This window comes from Paenibacillus jilunlii (genome assembly GCF_900102965.1).
Classification (GTDB): Bacteria; Bacillota; Bacilli; order Paenibacillales; family Paenibacillaceae; genus Paenibacillus_AQ; species Paenibacillus_AQ jilunlii.
In genome coordinates, this window is the sequence record NZ_FNGM01000008.1 from 40,914 (window position 1) to 61,090 (window position 20,177).

Here is a 20,177-nt window from a genome sequence, read left to right on the forward strand (position 1 = left end):
TATTGTGGCCTGCGGCAAAATTTCTATTCCCTGAAAACATACCCAAATAGCGAAACCCGGCTGAATTAGGTATAATGTAACCATCTATGAAGGGAGCTGTGACTGTAATTGGACGACAAGATTTTGCATACGCTTGAATATCGCAAGATTTTAAATAAATTGACGCAATATACGCAGACCCCGATGGGGCGGCAGCAGGCGGAAAGTCTGAAGCCATCCGGTGATTTTGAAGGCGTGAAAAAGCTGCTTCAGGCTACGGATGAGGCGGCGAACGTCGACCGGCTGAAAGGCATCCCTTCCTTTGGCGGCGTAACGGACATCAAGATGGCCCTGAAGCGTGCTTCCATCGGAGGATTGCTGGGGACCAGCGAGCTGCTGTCTGTAGGGAACACGATCGGCGGCGCGCGCAGAGTCAAACGGTTCCTGGCGGCGATGCACGAAGATGAGAATATCCCGCTTCTGTTCGCGCAGAGCGATCTCTTGTCGGAGCAGAAGCATGTGGAGGATGCAATCCGCGCCTGCATTGACGAGAACGCTGATGTGCTGGACACGGCAAGCCCTGAGCTGGCGGCAATCCGCCGTGAGCTGCGTGGAGGCGAAACGCGTATCCGGGAGAAGCTGGATTCCATGATCCGTTCTTCCTCTGTAGCCAAAATGCTGCAGGACCAGCTTGTGACCATCCGCGGTGACCGCTTCGTCATTCCGGTCAAAGCGGAATACCGCGCCCATTTCGGCGGGATTGTCCATGACCAGTCGGGTTCCGGTGCCACGCTCTTTATTGAGCCGGAATCGATTGTGGCCATGAACAACAAGCTCCGCGAGACCCGGCTGCGCGAGGAGCGGGAGATTGAGATCATTCTGCACCGCTTGACCGCGCTGGTTGGCGATATTGCCGAGGAAATGGCCTATGATGTGGATATCCTGGGCGAGCTGGACTTCATCTTCGCCAAAGCCCGTCTGGCCCGTGACATGAAGGCGACCCAGCCGCGGATGAATGACCGGGGATACCTCAAGCTGCGCAAGGGACGGCATCCGCTGATTCCGGCGGAGCAGGTCGTGCCGCTGGATGTGGAGCTTGGCAACCAGTACAGCTCCATCATCGTGACCGGACCCAATACGGGCGGGAAGACGGTGACGCTGAAGACCATTGGCCTGCTCAGCCTGATGTCGATGTCGGGATTGTTCATCCCGGCGGAGGAAGGCAGCCAAATGTGTGTATTTGATGCCATTTATGCCGATATTGGCGACGAGCAGAGCATTGAGCAGAGCCTCAGTACCTTTTCAAGCCATATGACTAATATTATCTCCATTCTGCGCAGAATGACTCCGAAGAGTCTGATTCTCCTGGATGAGGTGGGTGCAGGTACCGATCCTGCTGAAGGCTCGGCGCTGGCGATTGCGATTCTGGAGAATATTCACCGGACGGAATGCCGGATGGTGGCCACCACCCATTACAGTGAGCTGAAGGCCTATGCTTATGAACGCAAAGGCGTCATCAATGCCAGCATGGAGTTTGATGTTCAGACTCTAAGCCCCACCTACCGGCTGCTGATCGGTGTGCCGGGACGAAGCAATGCATTTGCTATTGCCGAACGTCTGGGCCTGCCGGATGCGATACTGGAACACGCGCGCGGTGAGGTCAAGGAAGAGGACCTGCGCGTCGAGCACATGATTGCCTCGCTGGAAGAGAACCGTCTGGGTGCAGAGAGCGAGCGTGAACGCGCCGAAGCGGTCCGCCGTGAAGCGGAGGAATTCCGCAAACGGCAGCAGCTGGAGCTGGAGAAGCTGGAGAGCCAGCGTGACAAGCGGCTGGAGAAGGCCGAGAAGGATGCCAGCGCAATCCTCGACAAGGCCCGCAAAGAAGCGGAGCAGATTATCAGCGACCTGCGCCGCCTTGCTCTGGAGGAAGGGGCTTCCGTCAAAGAGCATAAGCTGATAGAAGCCCGCCGCCGTCTGGATGAAGCGGAGCCCGCACCCCGTAAGAAGACAGCAGCCCGCAGCAGCGTCAAGGCGCCGCGGAAGATTCAGCCCGGCGATGAGGTGAAGGTGCAGAATGTGAACCAGAAAGGCTATGTTGTGGAGCTTAGCGGTCCCAAGGAAGCCATTGTGCAGTTTGGCATTATGAAGATGAAGGTCAATCTGGAGGATTTGGAATTTCTGGCCTCCGCACCGGATTCACCGCCGCCTGCACTCCGCCGGGCAACTACGGTAAAACGCACCCGTGATGAGAATATCCGCAGTGAGCTGGACCTGCGCGGAACGAATCTGGAGGAAGCCATAATGGAAACAGACCGCTTCATTGACGAGGCTTTTCTGGGCAATTTGGGCCAGATCTCCATCATTCACGGCAAGGGAACCGGAGTGCTGCGCACCGGGATTCAGGAATATCTGCGCAAGCATAAGCATGTAAAGAGCTACCGGCTCGGGAATTATAATGAAGGCGGCGCGGGAGTCACCGTGGCTGAACTGCAATAGCGGCTGGAGTCCAGCAGAAAGAGGGAGAAGGATGCAAGAAAATATTGATCTTTTGCTGGATCATCCGCTGGGAGCGCTGCTCGGCTACTTCACTGTGGCCATACTTGGCCTGGTGGTATTCCTGTCTTTCTTTGAAATGGTGACCAAATATAACTGCTGGGACGAAATCCGCAAGGGGAACGTGGCGGTGGCTATGGCAACCGGAGGCAAAATCTTCGGCATCTGCAATATACTGCGCTTCAGCATTTCAGCAGGCGTCTCGATCTACGAAACGATGAAATGGTCGGTTGTGGGGTTTCTGCTGCTGATTCTGGCGTATTTCCTTTTCGAGTTTCTGACTCCGGTTTTTTCCATTGACGATGAGATCGCCAAAGATAACCGGGCTGTGGGCTTGACCGCCATGATGATTTCCGTGTCCCTTTCCTATGTCATTGGTGCTGCTATTTTCTGAAGCGGGGGTAGAATACATGAAGATCTTAGTTCGGGTTTTGTTCTTTTCTGCCCTGACTTTTATAGCGGCCGGTATAATTTATCTAATGATCAACTGAATTCAAATTGTGAGGTAAGAAGGAGATAGTTCAGATGGAAACAACAGTTTGTCCTTGGTGTCATACAGAGATTGTATGGGACGAGGAGTTCGGGCCGGAGGATACCTGTCCCCATTGCAACAATGAGCTTAGCGGATACCGTACGGTGACCCTGGGGATCGATGATCTGGAAGATGAAGATGAACCGGAAGAGGCCGGGGAGCCGGACCAAGACTCGGTTAGTGACGACGATCTATGGGATGATGAGGATAAGGATAGTGTAGTGCCGATCTTCAATACGCTGGTTCAATTCGGTGAAGATTATGATTTGAAGCAGTACGAGTCCAAAGTGGCGGCTATTCTGGCTGCTCAGCTGGAAGCGCCTGAATGTCCGCAGTGCCATGAGCTGATGCTGCTGTCCGGTACACAGAAGGTGGATGGATTTGAGCCGTCGTCCCCGGAAGAGCTGGGCGGGCCGGTGCTGAAACCGCCCTTCGCGCTTAATCTCTTCGTCTGCCCTTCATGCTTCCACGTACAGCACAGCCTGGCGCAGGAAGACCGCGTTCAGCTGGTGCGCAATCTGAGCACAAAAGCCAAGTAGTTCAATTATACCGGTTATGCTTTTCCCTTGAGCTGGGCATGTTAAGCAAAACACGTCCAGTTGTCAAGGGGGAGCAGCATGAAGGATTCAGCGCATAAACAGGAGGTACTGCTGCTTGCAGTCAACGGGTTATGTTCACTCGCAAGCGTGCTGGCAGGAACCTTTTTGAACGTTTATTTGTGGAAAAACCAGCAGAATTTTGCCATGATCGGGTGGTTTACGGTGGCTCAGCAAATTGCCGTGGGGCTCAGCTTCTGGCTGGCCGGAAAATGGGTCAAGGAACATAACAAGATGAACGCCCTGCGGCTGGGCCTGGCCGTATCGGGCCTTTTTTATTTGCTTGTACTGTGGCTTGGTAATCGGGCGGTCCATTACATTTGGCCGCTTGGATTGGTTTTGGGCATAGCTATCGGTTTGTTCTGGCTAGCGTACAATATTGTTTATTTTGAGATTACGGATGCCGGGAACCGGGACTTTTTCAATGGCTGGATGGGGCTGCTGGGTTCATTTACCGGCATACTGGGCCCGTGGGTGTCGGGCTGGATCATTTCTGCACTGCATGGAGAGCGCGGGTATCGTCTGGTCTTCCTTTTGTCGCTCTCGATTTATGGAATTGCTGTGGTCTTAAGCTTTTTTCTTAAGAAGCGCAAGAGTGAAGGGGCGTACTTATGGATGGAACCTTGGAGGGAGCTGCACCGCAAAGGGAGTGCCTGGAGGCCGGCAGCGGCAGCCTTGGTGTTTCAGGGGCTGAGGGAGGGTGTGTTTTCCTTTCTGATCGGTCTTCTTGTGTACATAGCCGCTAAGCAAGAAAGCAAGCTGGGACAATTTGCACTGATTACTTCAGCGGTTGCGCTGATCAGCTACTGGGCTGCGGGCAAATGGTTCACGCCGAAACTCCGCTCGGGCGGAATGCTGGTTGGCGGCATTCTGCTGGTTGCGGTCATCACACCGCTTCTCTGGAGCGTCAGCTACGGCACCTTGCTGATTATGGGCATAGGCACCTCTCTTTTTCTTCCATTATATATGCTGCCGATGACCTCAAGCGTCTTTGACCTCATGGGGGAGTCGAAGGAAAGCGCGGGCAAACGGGTGGAACTGGTGGTTCTACGGGAGCTGTGCTTGATGAGCGGGCGCATGCTGGGCGTCTTCGTGTTCATTGCCGTACTTTCGGTAAACGATTCGCCGCGTGTAATTACCTGGTTAATGCTGCTCCTGGGAGCGGCTCCGCTGGGAAGCTGGGTTACACTGCACCATCTTTTGAAGCGAAAGGCCGATGCCTCCCTATCACAATGATTTAAGGAATGAACAGGGGGAAAAGCGTATTGGTCAAAACAAAGGATTACGGCCTGAGGACAAAGGTTACCCTCATGGTCTCCGCCGTGGTGATGCTGGTCATGGTGGTGCTCTACATTGTATTCAGAAATCAGATTATTCCCCAGACCAGACATGCCCTGGAGGACAAGGCAACCGCCATCGCCCGGACCATTGCCCTGATTCCCCTGGTGTCAGAAGGACTAAATGAAGGACGCAGCAAAGAGATCCAGGCTTATACCTCCAAAATCACCCGCCGCAATGATATTATGTTTGTAGTCGTAATCGACATGCACAGCATCCGCTATTCACATCCCGATCCATCGCGGATCGGCAAGTCTTTTGTCGGGGGAGGGCAAAAGGCTGCGCTGCACGGCGAAGAAAGCATTTCAGAGGGTGAGGGGCTGCTCGGTAAGTCACTGCGGGCCTTTGTGCCTGTGTATAATAACAGGGGTGCCCAGGTAGGCGTAGTGGTTGTAGGCCTCTCTATGGAACGGGTTCACCGGCTCATCCGGCAGAATGAATGGACGATTATCGCAATTCTGCTGTCCGGTGCTGTGCTTGGAGCGGCAGGAGCGATGGTTCTGGCCCGGAAAATCAAGCAGATGATGTTCGGCATGGAGCCGTCCGACATCTCCAAGCTGCTGCAGGAACGCAGTGCCATGCTGCAGTCTACACGCGAGGGGATTATTGCGGTCGATCACGCAGCCCGGATCAGCATGATCAACCGGGAAGCGGAGAGGCTGCTGGGCACCGCCGGGATTACAGGCAATGGGATGACCCGGCATATCGCCGATTATTGGCCGGAGCTGCGCCTGGAGCAGGTGCTGTCCAGCGGCGAGTCCAGGCAGGACCAGGAGCTGGAGCTGAACGGGATCACTTTGCTGGTGAGCAGTGTGCCCATCCAGGTGAATGGCATGATTGCGGGAGCCATTGCTACATTTCGGGATAAGACAGAGCTTGCTGTACTGGCGGAACGGCTGTCCGGCATATCCGTCTATGCGGACGCCCTGCGGGCAGGCGCCCATGAATATATGAATAAGCTGCATGTGATTATGGGCATGACGCATATGGGCCTCTACGATGAGCTGCAGCAATATATCTCGGGAACCGTGAGCAACTATCAGAATGAGATCGGTTCGATCACCAGGCAGATCAAGGACCCGGTTATGGCCGGCTTTCTGCTGGGGAAACTTAGCAGGGCCCGTGAAGCTGGAACTGACCTGCAGCTTGCAGAAGACAGCTATCTCCCGGAATCCGCCGATCCGCAGGTGATTCATCAGCTGATTACCATCGTCGGCAATCTGCTCGACAACGCTATGGAGGTGCTGGAAGGGCAGCGCATGAAGGAAATCGGGCTTTCTTTTCAATATGAACGGGGACGTCTGATCTGCACAGTGCGGGACAATGGTCCGGGAATCCCCGAGCCTTTGCGGGAACAGATATTTGTCCAGGGATTTTCCACCAAGGGAGAGCGGCGGGGAATGGGACTGTACCTGGTTCGTAAAAGTGTGGAGAAGCTCCAGGGCCAGCTTCAGATAATACCCGGCCCGGAGCCGGGAACGACATTTATGGCCGATGTGCCATATGCAGTAAAGGGTGATGAGACCAATGACCATTAAGGTGCTGATCGTTGAAGATGATCCGATGGTGGCGAAGTTCAATCGGCACTATGTGGAGCAGGTTCAGGGCTTCGAGTTCGCCGGCTGGGCCGCTTCCGTTGACGAAGCCAGGAAGCTGCTTGCCGAGCTGAAGGTTGATCTCATTCTGCTGGATATCTATATGCCGCGAACCAGCGGGCTGCAGCTGCTGTCCTCTTTGCGTGAGCAGGGCAGCGTGGTCGACATTATCGTCATTTCTGCAGCCAGCGACAATGCCAGTATCCGCAAGGCCCTGCAGCTGGGGGCCGTCGATTATTTAATCAAACCGTTCGAGTTCGCCCGCTTTCAGGCGGCATTGTCCGCCTACCGGGAGGATTACATGCTGATGAAGCACAGGGAGCATCTCAGCCAGGAGCAGCTGGACAAGCTGCTGCGCCATTCCATAGGAATGGAGGAGGAAAAGAGCGGCACACTGCCCAAGGGCCTTACCGAAGGAACACTGGAGAGCATCTGGAGCACCATTCAGAAGCTGGAGAATCCCGTATTTTCCACCGAGGAGATCACGGCAGAGGCTCCGATATCGCGGATTTCCGTACGCAAATACCTGGCTTTTCTCACAGAGGCCGGTGTGCTGGAGATGGAAGTCAGCTACGGTGCGGTAGGCAGGCCGGTATATATGTATACCGTGACCGCTTCAGGACATGAAATTATAGCTACATATATTTAAGCGGGCTGGCCGCGAAAGAGAGGACCTTTGGCGGTCCTTTTTTTGTGAAAATTTGGTTGGCTGAAATGCCAACTGGAGGCGGTACAGTTCTCCTTCGGAGGCTTATGCTGTCTTTACAAAATGACGGCGAAGGCGTTCCTAAAAAAGGTGTAGTGGCTATAGTTAAAGATGGGAAAATTCAGTCAATGATGCCGAGTGATCCAAAATCTTTTGGAAAATTAGAATAGGGGGCATTAAATTATGAAACTTGAAGGTACGATTGAAAAAATAATCATAGATGGTTATGAAAGACTTATTTATAAAAGCGTCACTAATAGACAAAAAGAACTATGGTGTCATTTGATCCAACACGAGGAATATTTGGAGGAGGGGGATCATTCTAAGTTTCTTCATGAAGGGCAGACTATTACTTTGAAGTTTGGGATTGATTTGGTAAATGATTATTCAGTTATTCCTAGACAATTAAAACTTTCTGAAGAGTTGCTGCAGCCCATAAGTGAATCCTCTTATATTATTGCTGTGGCTACAGTTTTAGAAAAGGAAGATGATTACACGCTTATTTGTGATATTGAAGGTTTGGGGAGAAACATCTTAGTGGAATTTGAAGAAAAAGTTAGAGTGGAAATCGGAGGAGGTCTGAGATTAAAAGGGAATTTAAAAGCAGAACTTTTGTGACAAACCGAATGGGGGCAATAAGTACTGATTCTCCATCGTTAACCAACAACACGCTTAAACCATGCAATACCTTATGAAGATTTCGTCATTTTATTTGTATGCGTTTATTTTTGAATTATATACCCTAAATAACTCTCTCCATTATACTAAACAGGTCGATTATGGTCAGATACCGCCATGATTGATCTGTTTTTTATTACCTTCGTTTTCTTACAGTTTTTTCACGTCTATCACAACTTTACGAATAGGATGGATACAGAGTTGGGAACATCGCAACAAATTCGCAGGATCCCACCAACTATATTGTCAGAATTTAATGGAATATCTAACAATGGAAAGGCCATAAAAGCTCCCCCCCATCCTCTAGTTAAGCACGAAATTCGTTAACAATCAGGAAGAGGTGGCTTATTGAAAGGAATGATGTCCTCCCCCAACCCCGCTTACTTTAATTACTAAACTATTTTTTTAATTACGTAAGCTTCCAAGAACCGCGCCTTTGCCGCTATGATTATTGTGAAAATATGCACAAGGGGGCAATAACACCATGAAAAAGAAAGCAGCGGCTGCTCTTATTCTCATTCTATCGGTCATGCTCGTTATCGCAGGATGCGGCAACAGTGGCAACAGCAATAACACCGGGAACAAGAGTAAGGACAATGAGGCCAAAAAAGAGACCACTGAAGCAGTATCGGGGGCATCGGAAGCAAGCTATACACCGTATGATCAATTAAAAGATAAATATGATATCATCATCGTCGGTGCGGGTGGTGCCGGAATGTCGGCAGCGCTTGAGGCCAAAGCCAAAGGATTGAATCCGGTTATTCTGGAGAAAATGCCGGTAGCGGGCGGGAATACTACCAAATCCTCTTCGGGGATGAACGCTTCGCAGACGAAGTTCCAGAAAGAGCAAGGCATTGAAGACAGCAATGATTTATTTTATGAAGAGACGCTAAAAGGCGGCCACGATACCAACGATAAAGAGCTGCTCCGTTTCTTCGTGGACAATTCTGCGAGTGCCATCGACTGGCTGGATTCCATCGGAATCCGCTTGAACAATATCACCATTACCGGCGGGATGAAGGAAAAACGCACACACCGTCCTGAAGACGGCTCTGCGGTAGGGCAGTATCTTGTTAAGGGATTAGTGAAAAACGTACAAGAGCAAGGCATTCCACTATTTGTGAACGCGGATGTCAAGGAAATTACCGAAAAAGACGGTAAGGTAACCGGCGTCAAAGTCTTGTTCAACCAGGCAGACGAAAAAACAATAACAGGTTCTGCTGTCATTGTCACCACCGGAGGTTTCGGAGCGAATAAAGAAATGATTGCCGAGGTTAGACCCGATCTGGAAGGGCTGGTAACCACGAACCAGATTGGCAGCACCGGTGACGGTATCAAAATGATTGAGAAGCTCGGCGGCACCACAGTCGATATGGATCAAATCCAGGTTCACCCGACCGTGCAGCAGGAGAAATCCTATCTGATCGGGGAAGCCGTTCGCGGTGAAGGCGCCATCCTCGTATCCAGTGAAGGCAAACGGTTCACCAATGAAATGGATACCCGTGACCACGTCACCGCAGCCATTAATAAGCTTCCTGAAAAAGCAGCGATCCTTGTGTTCGATTCCGGCGTCAAATCCCGTGTCAAAGCGATTGAACAGTATGAGAAAATGGGATTTGTTCTGACCTCGGACTCGATCGAAGGCCTGGCCAAAGAAATGAATGTTCCGGCAGACCAGCTGCAAAAGACAATGGATACCTGGAACAGTGCAGTAAAGAATAAGAAGGATGCCGAATTCGGCAGAACTACAGGGATGGATAACGACTTGTCCGGCGCGCCATTCTACGCGATCAAAATCGGTCCAGGGATTCACTACACCATGGGCGGTGTGAAAATCAACACCAACACAGAAGTATTAAATAAAGAAGGTCAACCGATTACAGGTCTGTTCGCGGCTGGTGAAGTAGTAGGCGGGCTGCACGGCCAAAACCGGATCGGCGGCAACTCGGTCGCGGAAATTATTATCTTTGGGCGTCAAGCAGGGATTAAATCGGCTGAATTTGTAAAAGCACAATAAATGATCCCATACCAATAATATAGAAGGGTTGTCTCTCAGTAGATTTTTTCTACGGGTGAGACAACCCTTCTTTTTTGAAAATATAAGGGTCTATCTCGCTGAAACGGTACCTCTTTAAGAAGAAGGCGCCGCCGTTTCTGCGTGACATGGGACATCTTCATAGAAACGTATTATGTCCGAACAGCCGGAGAAGAAGGGGAAGGTCTGGACGTTCGGGTCAGTGAAAAGAGTTCAAGCTCCGGCCGGGAAATGCCCGCCAGCGTATCGGCCAGGAGTTCTGCTGCAATCATGCTGTAGACGGTTCCGTTGCCGCCATAGCCTTCTATGAAGTAACAATGAGGATAATCCGGGTGTGGGCCTATAAAAGGCAAGCCGTCATGGGAGATCCCAAATACACCGCCCCAGGAGAACTCTGCAGATACCCCTTTAATCTCGGGGAAGAGGGCTTCCAGCTCTTCAAGCAGCCGCTGGCTCTGGGACCGGACTCTGGCCTCGCGTTGCTGAGGATCAGTTAGCTGCTCATCCTTGCCCCCGGCAATGATACGCCCGTCATTCGTTGTGCGGAAATACAAATAAGGCCGGGCCGTTTCCCAGATCAGGCTTTGTTCATGCCAGTGGGGGAGGTTCTTCAAAGGCCGGGTCATAATTGCGTAGGTATAAATCAGCTTGGCTCCCCGGTCCTTTTTCATCTCCTGTGTTTCATAACCTAAGGCAAAAATAACATGGTTGGCAAAGATGCGGCCGCTCTCTGTATAACAGGTTACTCCTTCCGTTCCAAAATCAAAATGACGGGCCTTCGTATGTTCATAGACGCGGACACCACTTGCAGATGCCTTATGAATGAGACTGTGCAGCATCCGGAACGGGTTCGTTTCAGCATCCCCTCTGGAGTAGATGGCTGCTGGTTTGGCGAAGGAGTAATGGGCCCTGATTTTATTTTCCTCCCAGAATTCTGTGTCAAAACCATGCGCGGCCAGATGCTCATGCTCCGTCTTCAGTGCGGCAACATCCTCGGGAAAACTTGCATAGAGCAGACTGCTTCTGGGTATAATGTGCGGATCAATATCCAGTTTGCCCGGCAATTTCAGGATATCCTCTAGCGCCTTGCGGCATAGCTTATAGAATAACAGGCCGTTGTCTGCTCCAAAAGTATTCATGCAGGAGGTAAGGGATTTATCGTTAGCAACTTGCAGTAATCCGGTGTTGGCATACGTGCTCCCGTTCCCCACAGCATGTTTATCAATCACAACGGTATTGACGCCGCTTGAGGATAAGCGGTAAGAAGCCATCGCCCCTCCCATGCCTCCGCCAACAATCAGGCAATCGCAAGTGATATCCCCATCCAGCACAGGATATACGGGAAAATGGGGGAGGGTTCTCTCCCAAGGTGCCTGCCCGCTGATTAATTTCATCTGTTGATCTCCCCCTAAATGAGATTCGGATAAGGTAGTATTGGTCGCTGTACTGACTCTCATACATCGCCGCCTTTTTTATAAGTAGGGAGTTAAGCATTTAAGCATATTTACCCTGCATACGCCGCATACTAAAGCTGTTTGAACCATTTCGAAGGAGGGATCAGTGAACATGCAATCTACGCAAATGCAAGCACTCACCGGGAAAGAACTGGAATATATTGCCGACTCCATCTCCAATGAGGATCTGCTGATCAAGCAGTTGGCGGCTACCGCAGGCAGCACCCAGAACTCGACAGTTAACCAGATTTGCAATCAGCAGATCCAGAGCCATACCCACCATCTGGGAATGCTCGTTCAGCTTCTGCAGCAGCACCAGCAGTACGCGCCCACACAACCCCAGCAATAAGTGATTTTCCAGTATGCTGAATCTAAAAAATATTCAAGGAGGTTATTAAGTGTACGCACAAAACGGAACGCAATTTATGGCGGATGAAGATCTGTTGACTATGATTTTGGATGACCTGAAACGGACAGTACGTGAATATACGACAGCGGCGACAGAATCGAACAGTCAAACTGTGCGCCGGGTCTTCAATGACCTGACCATGGATACACTGCGGATTCAAGGGGATCTGTACTACCAGATGTCGCAGATGGGAATGTACCAAGCACCAGACAAAGCCCTTCGCCAAGTCTTGGACAAGCAGATCCAAAGTGCACAGCAAACCCAGCAGAAAAGCCAGCAATTTGTGCAGCAAAAAATGAATGGAACCGGTAATTACCGACAGGCTCCGAATGTGCAGCAGCATCAGCCCAACGTCCACAGTTCATATTATATGTAACCCGGCTGGCTTCCGCCCGACGCAGCAGAGCTAATCTCTCCGATCCCTGGCGGAAGCTGCTGTTACGAACAATGCAATCTGTTAACCCCGCTCCTGCGGGGTTATTTTGTTTGCAGAGATGCCATTTTCATGTCATATTAGTATTAAACTCTTTTCGCAGGAGGGAAGGCATGAAGGAAATGAATGAATTGAAGAGGAAAGTGCTGGAACTGCTCAAGGAGGACGCACGCAGCTCTACGGCGCTGATGGCGACATTGCTTGGAGCGGATGAAGAGGATGTCAAACAAGCGATTGAGGAAATGGAACGAGACCATGTCATCGTAAAATATGCGACAGTCGTGAATTGGGATAAGGTCAGCGATGAACGGGTAACCGCACTGATCGAGGTACAGATTACACCGGAGCGGGGCCGCGGCTTTGAAGGGATTGCCGAACGGATCTATTTATATCCGCAGGTGAAATCGGTCTATCTGATGTCAGGCGCCTATGACCTTTTGGTTGAAGTCGAAGGCCGCAATTTGCGGGAGGTAGCCAATTTTGTCTCCGAAAAGCTGTCGCCGATTGATGCAGTGCTCTCTACCAAAACCAATTTTACGCTTAAAAAATACAAACAGGATGGTATCATCTTTGAAGAACATGAGGAAGACAACCGTCTCATGATATCTCCGTAAAGGAAGTAATCATATGATCACGAATAACAGTCAGCAAACCGGAGATACAGGCAAATCCATGCATTCTTATTTGGCCCCGCTGGTCCAGCAGATTCAGCCTTCGGGCATCCGCAAGTTTTTTGATCTGGCGGCAGGCAGCAAGGATATTATCTCCCTTGGGGTGGGGGAGCCGGACTTCAAGACGCCTTGGCATGTCAGGGAAGCCTGCGTATATTCGCTGGAGAGAGGATTCACCGGCTATACCTCAAATGCGGGCATGCCCGAGCTGCGGGAAGGCATCGCCGAATACCTGCACACCCGTTTCGCCGTAGAATATAATCCGGCCAATCAGATCATTGCCACAGTAGGCGGCAGTGAAGCGATTGATCTGGCGCTGCGCGCCATGATCTCGCCCGGAGATGAGATTCTTATTCCGGAGCCCTGCTATATTTCCTACTCGCCGATTACAGCAATAGGCGGAGGGATTCCCGTAGGCATTGAGACATTCGGGGAGAACAACTTCAAGCTTACTGCCGAGGGGCTGGAAGCCAAGATTTCTCCGCGTTCCAAAATCCTCATTCTCTGTTATCCCAGCAATCCGACAGGAGCGATTATGAGCCGTGAGGATTGGGAGCCGATCGCCAAGGTTGTGGAGAAACATGATCTCATCGTGATTTCGGATGAAATTTATGCCGAGCTGACGTATGGCAGCGCTCATGTCAGTTTCGCTTCCCTGCCGGGCATGAAGGACCGGACCATTCTGGTCAGCGGTTTCTCCAAGGCTTTTGCCATGACGGGCTGGCGGATGGGTTATGCTTGCGGCCACCCGGATTTGATCTCCGCGATGCTGAAGATCCACCAGTACACAGTGATGTGCGCGCCTTCCATGGGCCAGGTGGCCGCGCTGGAGGCACTGACCAACGGCATGGAGGAGAAGGACCGGATGGTTGATTCGTATAACCAGCGCCGCCGCCTGATTGTCAAAGGCCTGCGCGATGCCGGGCTGGAATGCCATGAGCCGCAGGGCGCATTTTACGCATTCCCGAGCATTCGCCGGACCGGACTGACCTCTGACGAGTTTGCCCAGCGCCTGCTGCTTGAACATAAGGTAGCCGCAGTTCCTGGCAGTGTTTTTGGATTAGGGGGAGAAGGGTATCTGCGCTGCTCCTACGCTACTTCCGTCTCCCAGCTGAATGAAGCCGTTGAACGGATAGGGGCATTCGTCTCACAGCTTGAACGTGAACGAACGGAGTAATGCAGCCAGAATGAAGTAAATCGGACTATGGCGGATCTTCCTGTTCTATGGTATTATTTTACTCTGGGAATAAGAAACACCTGTATATGTAAAATATAAGAATTTATATGCTTCACGCTATAAATTATCCTTATATTTCTCGCTGAAACGGGTACCGTACTTTTAAGGACGGTGTAGCCGTTTCTGCTTGTTACAAGGATTTTCTTTTCTGAATAATACATTTAGGAGGGATGATTGTGCTCAGCGCCGATTATTACTTGCCTTCTTTTGGCGGCGAATGTTTGACCGGAAGCGGCAAACGGCCCCCCAAAGGTGATGTTAACGCACGCAGACTCTCTCTGGAAGATGAGATTCGCACACTCCGCAGCAGAATGGAACAGCTTTTTGTACAGGAGAATTCCTTCACTTCGGCTAAGATAATTGAAATCAGCAGCCTGCTGGACCTGAAAATAAATGAATACATGAAGGGGCATTCCCGCCGGCGCTAAGGCTGAGGATGCTCTTGATCAGGGACCTTCGGGTCCCTTTTTTGTGTCTGTACCATTAGAAATTTTGATTGATTTTCACCAGCAGTTCTTTGAGGAGCTTCTGCTCATCGCTGGAAAGCGATTGAACGATTTCAGCCTCCACTTGTTGAAAAGACCTTTTGAACTCTTCAATTAATTCAACGCCTTTGGGCAGTACAAAAATATTTTTTTGCCGCTCGTTATGGGCGGGGATTTTGCGTTCGATGTATCCTTTTTTTTCAAGGCCTTGAAGTATGCTTGTAATGCTTGCCCCGCGGGCATGGAACCGGTCGGAGAGATCCCTCTGAATTACTCCCTTCTCCTGATGCTTATGAATATATTCGATTATTTTTCCTTGCTGGGCATTTAATCCTAATTCTCTAATGCTCTCATCAGCCCGCCTTTTCAACTTCAGCCCGATGAGCTGCAGTAATTCCAGATAGGGTATGTCCTGCTGAGTATTCATTAACGTTTTACCTCCTTACTCTTGGACTATTAAAGTTCTAACTATCAATAAGGAAACTTTATTAGGATTCAAAATAATTGTCAACAGAATATTCGTGCATTGACAATTAGAACTCTAATAATTAAAATACAATCAATCGGTCCGTCGTTAAGACGAACTGAACCAACTGAGGAGGTCATAAAATGAGCAGCGGCGGACAAAGTCATTCAATGACAGGGGTAACGGCTATTACGAATGCCCGTATTTTTGATGGGGAGAAGGTTATCGGAGCAAGACATATTATGATTCAAGGAGGCACGATCATCGCTGTGGGGGGAGAGATTCCGGCACATGCGGCCGTTATTAATGCGGATAATGCGATGTTAATGCCTGGTCTTATTGATGCGCACGTTCATACCTCCGTCGGCGGCTTGCGGGATGCTTTGAAATTCGGCGTAACGACTGAACTTGAGATGAATGGCGGTTTTACGAAAAAAGGGCGTGAAATTCAGTTACAGAATCTAGGTGACGTTGCGGACGTCCGTTCAGCCGGCATGGCTGTTACTGCTCCAGGCGGTCATCCCGACGAATTATTGCCGGATCATGATGGTGAGATTCCTGATTTTGTGCTTAAAGAATTAGAGAAGTTAACGGAGAAGGAACGAAATGCGATGCTCGAAGCTTTTGCCCATGATCATGATGAGGCCCCTCAAGTGACGACCATAGAAGAAGCGGTCAAACATGTTCATACTCAAGTGGAGAACGGCGCCGATTATATTAAAATCATGATTGAAGAAGGAACGGTCATGGGGGTGCCGGGACTTCCCGTTTTAAGCGAAGACATTCTGAAAGCGGCTGTAAGAGAAGCGCATAAGCTGAATAAAATCGTCCTGGCACACGTATTGACAGCTGACTCTTCGCTATCTGCCATCCAAATGGGTGTTGACGGTCTCGCCCACTTATTTATCGACCGGCCTGAATCTACGTCCGAAGTAGTGGCAGCTATTAAAGATTCCGGTGCGTTTGTTACGCCTTGTTTGGTATTGAACGCATCGATCATCGGAAATCCGGCGTCCGAACTGGCTGGCGATCCACGGGTGAACTCGAAATTAAGCCGGGAATGGATCGATATCTTGAACTCCAGCTTCAATACTTATCCGCAAGGGAGCCTGGACAACAGCTTCAAAAGCGTGATGGATATTCACAAGGCCGGAGTTGATATTCTCGTCGGGACTGACGTCTCACCCGTTCCGCTCCACAACCTCGGAGGCCTTGCCCATGGAGCCAGCGTTCATCATGAACTGCAATTGCTGGTGAAGGCCGGGTTCACTCCTGTAGAAGCTCTTCAGTCAGCTACCTCCAAGCCGGCCCGCCGCTTCGGCCTCCAGGACCGGGGGCGCATTGCCGAAGGCTTGCGTGCCGATCTGGTATTGGTTGATGGTGACCCGACAACTAACATATCAGACAGCCTATCCATCCAAGCGGTGTGGTTAAAAGGAGAGGGGCAGCAGATTCATTAAAAATCGTATAACAAGTTAATGGCGGACTTGCCTCCCCTGCCGGTTACGGCAGGGGTTTTCTTTTAACAGTAAGTTTGTTCTTATATATGATATTTACACATCATCACTCCTTATAATAGTAGTTAAGTGCCCCGAATTTGCTGTCATCCTTGGCTAATTTTACGTTAATTGGGTATGGGGCAGCTCTGCTAATTTATTGAAGGATGGGATCAGACATGGTCAGAATTTTTAAAAATGAAGCAGGCAAGGAAGCCGTACTGCATTCTTACAACATGCTGCTCGGGCAGTGGAATACTGAAATTCAGGAGTTGGACATAGAAACTCCTTACGACTGCTGGCAATGCCCCCAATCCGCCGCTGCTGCTTTTTCACGGTGTAGGGGATAATTCAGCAGTGATGTGGCTGCTCAATATGAAAGAGCTCACCCGGCATTTCTATTGCATCGCAGTGGATACCATAGGGGGTCCGGGAAAAAGCGTGCCTAACGGGAATTACAGCAAGCAGACGTTCCGGCAGGTAGAGTGGATCAGCAGCATTGCTGACAGTCTGAATCTCAGAACATTTAATATTGCGGGAGTATCCAATGGGGCTTATATGGCTTTCAACTACGCAACACAGAAGAGTGAAAGAGTTGAACGAGTGGTCTGCATGGAGGGAGGTATGGTCACTGCGCCGTTCAAGGCCATGCTGCAAACGATGCTGATGATGTTCCCCGAAATTCTGGTTCCCACCCGCAATAAGGGCTTTTTGCTTAGGCAGGGGGTGGAGAGATGATTACGGACTGGTGCTGTTATTCTCCGTCCATGGACGGAGGGCGGGAACAAACGTCAGCCCGATGAAAGGCGCCGGCGATAGGGCATATAATGATCTCATACGAGTGTACATGCGGCGCCGGCTGTGCTGCACAAGAAAGAGGATGAGAATCATGTTAAAGGCTGAAATGCTGCGGGACCCGGGTACTTTTGACAGATTGGAGCTAACGCCTGCTGGGGCCGTGAACCCGGTAAATGGACAATGTTATCCGTGGGAGCACGGATTTTTTGCTTTTCTGAATGAGGCTGATACGGAAGGCAGCAACAAAAAGTATCTGGAAATGTACAATAAAATCGCCCGTTTTTACCGGCTGAGCAACAAAGCCTATTTCGCACTTAAATTTGGCGGGGAACGGAACTATAGACGACAGTTTCTCTCCGTGCTTGAGCTGCGGGACGGCGATCGTGTGCTGGAGACCTCAGTGGGCAGCGCAGATAATTTCCCCTATATTGATGCAAAGGCTGAGTTCTATGGATTGGATATCTCCAGCGGGATGCTGAAGCAGGCGGTCCGCAATCTGCGGCGCTGGAAGCTCAAGGCTGAGTTGTTTCAGGGGCAAGCAGAGCATCTGCCTTTTCAGGACAAGATGTTCGACTGTGTGTATCATGTAGGGGGCATCAATTATTTCAGTGATCCGGGCCGTGCGGTGCTGGAGATGATCCGGGTGGCGAAAAGCGGCACCAGGCTGATGATTGCCGATGAGACGGAGAAGCTGGTCAAAGGAACTTATGTGAAGGTGCCGGTGGTCAAGGGTTATTTTGAAAAGGGGAAGGATTTGCCGGGTATTCTGGGCCTGGTTCCGGAGAATATGCTGGAGATAGAGTACAGAGAAGTCTGCAAAGGTATGATGTACTGCATTACGTTTAGAAAACCGTAAATGCAGCAGAATAGCTGCTGCTCATTCCGGCTCAGGATTTTGCATATCAGAAATTCCGGTCTTTGTTTGCCTAATGTGCATAGGAACGTATAAACTAATTACATGTGACTTATTAGACAGGGGGACAAACAATGGCGATCTATACACGTACAGGTGACAAAGGGGAAACCTCGGTTATTGGCGGCAGAGTGGGCAAGGATGATGTGCGCGTGGAGGCCTATGGCACGATTGATGAGCTGAACAGCTTTGTCGGCCAGGCGCGCAGCCTGATGGAGGACGCGAAGTTCGCAGATGTCCGGGAGCAGCTGCTGGAGATCCAGCATGAGCTGTTCGATTGCGGCTCAGATCTGGCTTTTGTGAAGCTTAGCGAGAACAAATATAAGGTGAAAAGCGGGATGGCGGAACGCCTCGAAGGCTGGATCGATGCCCTGCAGGCGGAGAATCCGGTGCTGGAGCGTTTCATTCTGCCGGGGGGGAGCCAGCTCTCTTCTGTGCTGCATGTCTGCCGCACCGTCTGCAGGCGCGCGGAACGGCGTGCGGTGACGCTGGGACGGAGTGCAGAGATCAACCAGGAGGCTGTGATTTATCTGAACCGGCTGTCGGATTACTTTTTTGCGCTGGCCCGCGCGGCCAATACACGGCTAGGGATTGCTGATGTAGAATATGTGCGCAGCAAAAAGGTGTTTCGCAACTAAGATGACAACGGGCTATTATTCACCAATTACCTATCAAGTGCCGCCGTCTGAGGACGGCTGGCTGCTGAAAACCATTCTGCAGAAGCGGATGGATGTGTCCCGCAAGCTGCTGTCCCGGCTCAAAATGACGGAGCAGGGCATTATGCTGAATGGAGAACGGGTCTACATTAGCGTCCGGGTCCACGCAGGAGATACTGTACAGATCCGTATGGAGCAGGAGACCTCGGAGGATATTTTGCCGCAGCCGCTTCCTTTTGAGATTCTCTATGAGGATGAGCATCTGCTGGTTGTCAACAAGGCTGCCGGGATGATTGTGCATCCGACCCACGGGCATTATACGGACACGCTGGCAAACGGCGTCGTCTATTATTGGGCGCAAAAGGGCGAACAGTTCCGCTTCCGTCCCGTCCACCGGCTGGATCAAGAGACATCCGGCGTGCTGGTTATAGCGAAGAATCCCTACAGCCACCAGCATATTTCTGAGCAGATGATTGCCGGGACAGTGGACAAGCGTTACAACGCTTGGGTTCACGGCGTTCCTGCTGCGTTGAGCGGCGAGATCGACGGCCCGATCGACCGCGACCCGGCGGAGCCGCACCGGCGGATCGTGACGCCGGACGGCTATCCTTCCTTGACCCGTTACGAGGTCAAGGAGGTGTACCCCGGTGCAGCCAAGGTCGAGCTGAAGCTTGAGAGCGGCCGCACCCATCAGATCCGGGTGCATATGGGCTCTATCGGCTGCCCGCTGATCGGTGACGGCATGTACCGTCACCCGCTCTACAGCAAGGCGGGCCTGCCGGCCGGGGAGCGTGCGCAGCTGGAGCGGATAGCGGAGCTGGACGCGGGGGAGCGAGCGCAGCCGGAGCGGATAGCGGAGCTGGACGCGGGGGAGCATGCGCAGCTGGAGCGGATAGCGGAGCTGGACGCGTCCATTCCGCGCCAGGCGCTGCACGCGGTGCGGCTGTCCTTCCAGCATCCGGTGCTGCGCACGGAGCTGGTGTTTGAAGCTCCGCTGCCGCCTGATCTGGCGCTGCTCCAGGCGAAGCTGCAGCGGGAGATAGCAGCAGTGCCTGCGCCCGGCAGTGATCGAAATGAGAGGTAAAAGTACCTTTGATTTTGTCCCAAGTGAGCTGAAGGAGGAAATGAGAGGTAAAAGTACCTTTGA

21 protein-coding genes are annotated in these 20,177 nt (G+C 51.3%); 19 read left to right on the top strand and 2 right to left on the bottom strand.

Going from position 1 to position 20,177, the window contains the following annotated elements; translation table 11 throughout:
• Positions 1 to 108: 108 nt before the first annotated feature.
• The 9 genes from BLQ82_RS15065 to BLQ82_RS15100 all read left to right on the top strand — a co-directional run bounded on the left by BLQ82_RS15065 (position 109) and on the right by BLQ82_RS15100 (position 9,994).
• The gene (locus BLQ82_RS15065; protein WP_062524818.1) at positions 109 to 2,475 is read left to right on the top strand and encodes an endonuclease MutS2; all 2,367 of its coding nucleotides are present in this window, start codon (positions 109 to 111) and stop codon (positions 2,473 to 2,475) included.
• Between the two features lie 31 nt (positions 2,476 to 2,506).
• The gene (locus BLQ82_RS15070; RefSeq protein ID WP_062524816.1) at positions 2,507 to 2,926 is read left to right on the top strand and encodes a DUF350 domain-containing protein; all 420 of its coding nucleotides are present in this window, start codon (positions 2,507 to 2,509) and stop codon (positions 2,924 to 2,926) included.
• 131 nt (positions 2,927 to 3,057) lie between these two features.
• A complete protein-coding gene (locus BLQ82_RS15075) occupies positions 3,058 to 3,603 on the top strand; it encodes a hypothetical protein (protein WP_062524814.1) in 546 nt (181 codons plus the stop codon).
• A gap of 78 nt (positions 3,604 to 3,681) precedes the next feature.
• Positions 3,682 to 4,896, top strand: coding sequence for an MFS transporter (locus BLQ82_RS15080; protein ID WP_062524812.1), 1,215 nt, complete (start codon positions 3,682 to 3,684; stop codon positions 4,894 to 4,896).
• A 29-nt stretch (positions 4,897 to 4,925) separates the two neighbouring features.
• A complete protein-coding gene (dcuS, locus tag BLQ82_RS15085; protein WP_143013452.1) occupies positions 4,926 to 6,536 on the top strand; it encodes a DcuS/MalK family sensor histidine kinase in 1,611 nt (536 codons plus the stop codon).
• On the top strand, positions 6,526 to 7,242 hold the full coding sequence (locus tag BLQ82_RS15090; RefSeq protein ID WP_062524810.1) for a response regulator: 717 nt from the start codon (positions 6,526 to 6,528) through the stop codon (positions 7,240 to 7,242). The genes dcuS and BLQ82_RS15090 overlap by 11 nt, the downstream gene beginning before the upstream one ends.
• Positions 7,243 to 7,286: 44 nt before the next feature.
• On the top strand, positions 7,287 to 7,469 hold the full coding sequence (locus BLQ82_RS31470; RefSeq protein ID WP_143013448.1) for a hypothetical protein: 183 nt from the start codon (positions 7,287 to 7,289) through the stop codon (positions 7,467 to 7,469).
• A 13-nt stretch (positions 7,470 to 7,482) separates the two neighbouring features.
• Positions 7,483 to 7,917 carry a hypothetical protein gene (locus BLQ82_RS15095; protein WP_062524808.1) on the top strand — a complete coding sequence of 145 codons (435 nt, stop codon included), beginning with the start codon at positions 7,483 to 7,485 and terminating at the stop codon, positions 7,915 to 7,917.
• Positions 7,918 to 8,461: 544 nt separating this feature from the next.
• A complete protein-coding gene (locus BLQ82_RS15100) occupies positions 8,462 to 9,994 on the top strand; it encodes a flavocytochrome c (protein ID WP_062524806.1) in 1,533 nt (510 codons plus the stop codon).
• 170 nt (positions 9,995 to 10,164) lie between these two features.
• On the opposite strand, the gene BLQ82_RS15105 is transcribed toward BLQ82_RS15100, so the two are convergent.
• Positions 10,165 to 11,406, bottom strand: a complete 1,242-nt coding sequence (locus BLQ82_RS15105) for an NAD(P)/FAD-dependent oxidoreductase (RefSeq protein ID WP_062524804.1) — start codon at positions 11,404 to 11,406, stop codon at positions 10,165 to 10,167.
• A 172-nt stretch (positions 11,407 to 11,578) separates the two neighbouring features.
• Here BLQ82_RS15105 and BLQ82_RS15110 point away from each other — a divergent pair, with 172 nt between their 5' ends.
• The 5 genes from BLQ82_RS15110 (at position 11,579) to BLQ82_RS15130 (ending at position 14,644) form a co-directional block, all read left to right on the top strand.
• Positions 11,579 to 11,815, top strand: a complete 237-nt coding sequence (locus BLQ82_RS15110) for a hypothetical protein (protein ID WP_062524801.1) — start codon at positions 11,579 to 11,581, stop codon at positions 11,813 to 11,815.
• A 49-nt stretch (positions 11,816 to 11,864) separates the two neighbouring features.
• Positions 11,865 to 12,251 carry a spore coat protein gene (locus BLQ82_RS15115; RefSeq protein ID WP_062524799.1) on the top strand — a complete coding sequence of 129 codons (387 nt, stop codon included), beginning with the start codon at positions 11,865 to 11,867 and terminating at the stop codon, positions 12,249 to 12,251.
• Between the two features lie 170 nt (positions 12,252 to 12,421).
• Entirely contained in the window at positions 12,422 to 12,922 is a 501-nt protein-coding gene (locus tag BLQ82_RS15120; RefSeq protein WP_074648272.1) for an Lrp/AsnC family transcriptional regulator, read from the top strand.
• A gap of 13 nt (positions 12,923 to 12,935) precedes the next feature.
• Positions 12,936 to 14,156: an aminotransferase class I/II-fold pyridoxal phosphate-dependent enzyme gene (locus BLQ82_RS15125; RefSeq protein WP_062524796.1), complete on the top strand. Its 1,221-nt coding sequence runs from the start codon at positions 12,936 to 12,938 to the stop codon at positions 14,154 to 14,156.
• A gap of 230 nt (positions 14,157 to 14,386) precedes the next feature.
• Positions 14,387 to 14,644, top strand: a complete 258-nt coding sequence (locus BLQ82_RS15130; RefSeq protein ID WP_082722723.1) for an aspartyl-phosphate phosphatase Spo0E family protein — start codon at positions 14,387 to 14,389, stop codon at positions 14,642 to 14,644.
• Positions 14,645 to 14,699: 55 nt separating this feature from the next.
• Here BLQ82_RS15130 and BLQ82_RS15135 read toward each other — a convergent pair whose 3' ends face one another.
• The gene (locus BLQ82_RS15135) at positions 14,700 to 15,128 is read right to left on the bottom strand and encodes a MarR family winged helix-turn-helix transcriptional regulator (protein ID WP_062524794.1); all 429 of its coding nucleotides are present in this window, start codon (positions 15,126 to 15,128) and stop codon (positions 14,700 to 14,702) included.
• A 182-nt stretch (positions 15,129 to 15,310) separates the two neighbouring features.
• Between BLQ82_RS15135 and BLQ82_RS15140 the strand changes: the two genes are divergently transcribed.
• The 5 genes from BLQ82_RS15140 to BLQ82_RS15160 all read left to right on the top strand — a co-directional run bounded on the left by BLQ82_RS15140 (position 15,311) and on the right by BLQ82_RS15160 (position 20,114).
• Positions 15,311 to 16,627, top strand: a complete 1,317-nt coding sequence (locus BLQ82_RS15140; RefSeq protein ID WP_062524792.1) for an amidohydrolase family protein — start codon at positions 15,311 to 15,313, stop codon at positions 16,625 to 16,627.
• Between the two features lie 360 nt (positions 16,628 to 16,987).
• Positions 16,988 to 17,401 carry an alpha/beta fold hydrolase gene (locus tag BLQ82_RS15145; RefSeq protein WP_425287528.1) on the top strand — a complete coding sequence of 138 codons (414 nt, stop codon included), beginning with the start codon at positions 16,988 to 16,990 and terminating at the stop codon, positions 17,399 to 17,401.
• 151 nt (positions 17,402 to 17,552) lie between these two features.
• Positions 17,553 to 18,317 (top strand): class I SAM-dependent methyltransferase, encoded by a 765-nt coding sequence (locus BLQ82_RS15150; protein WP_244280806.1) that lies wholly within the window; start codon positions 17,553 to 17,555, stop codon positions 18,315 to 18,317.
• A 131-nt stretch (positions 18,318 to 18,448) separates the two neighbouring features.
• Complete coding sequence (locus BLQ82_RS15155; protein WP_025707987.1) at positions 18,449 to 19,012, top strand: cob(I)yrinic acid a,c-diamide adenosyltransferase; 564 nt, start codon at positions 18,449 to 18,451, stop codon at positions 19,010 to 19,012.
• Between the two features lies 1 nt (position 19,013).
• Positions 19,014 to 20,114: an RluA family pseudouridine synthase gene (locus BLQ82_RS15160; RefSeq protein WP_062524788.1), complete on the top strand. Its 1,101-nt coding sequence runs from the start codon at positions 19,014 to 19,016 to the stop codon at positions 20,112 to 20,114.
• Positions 20,115 to 20,177: the final 63 nt, after the last annotated feature.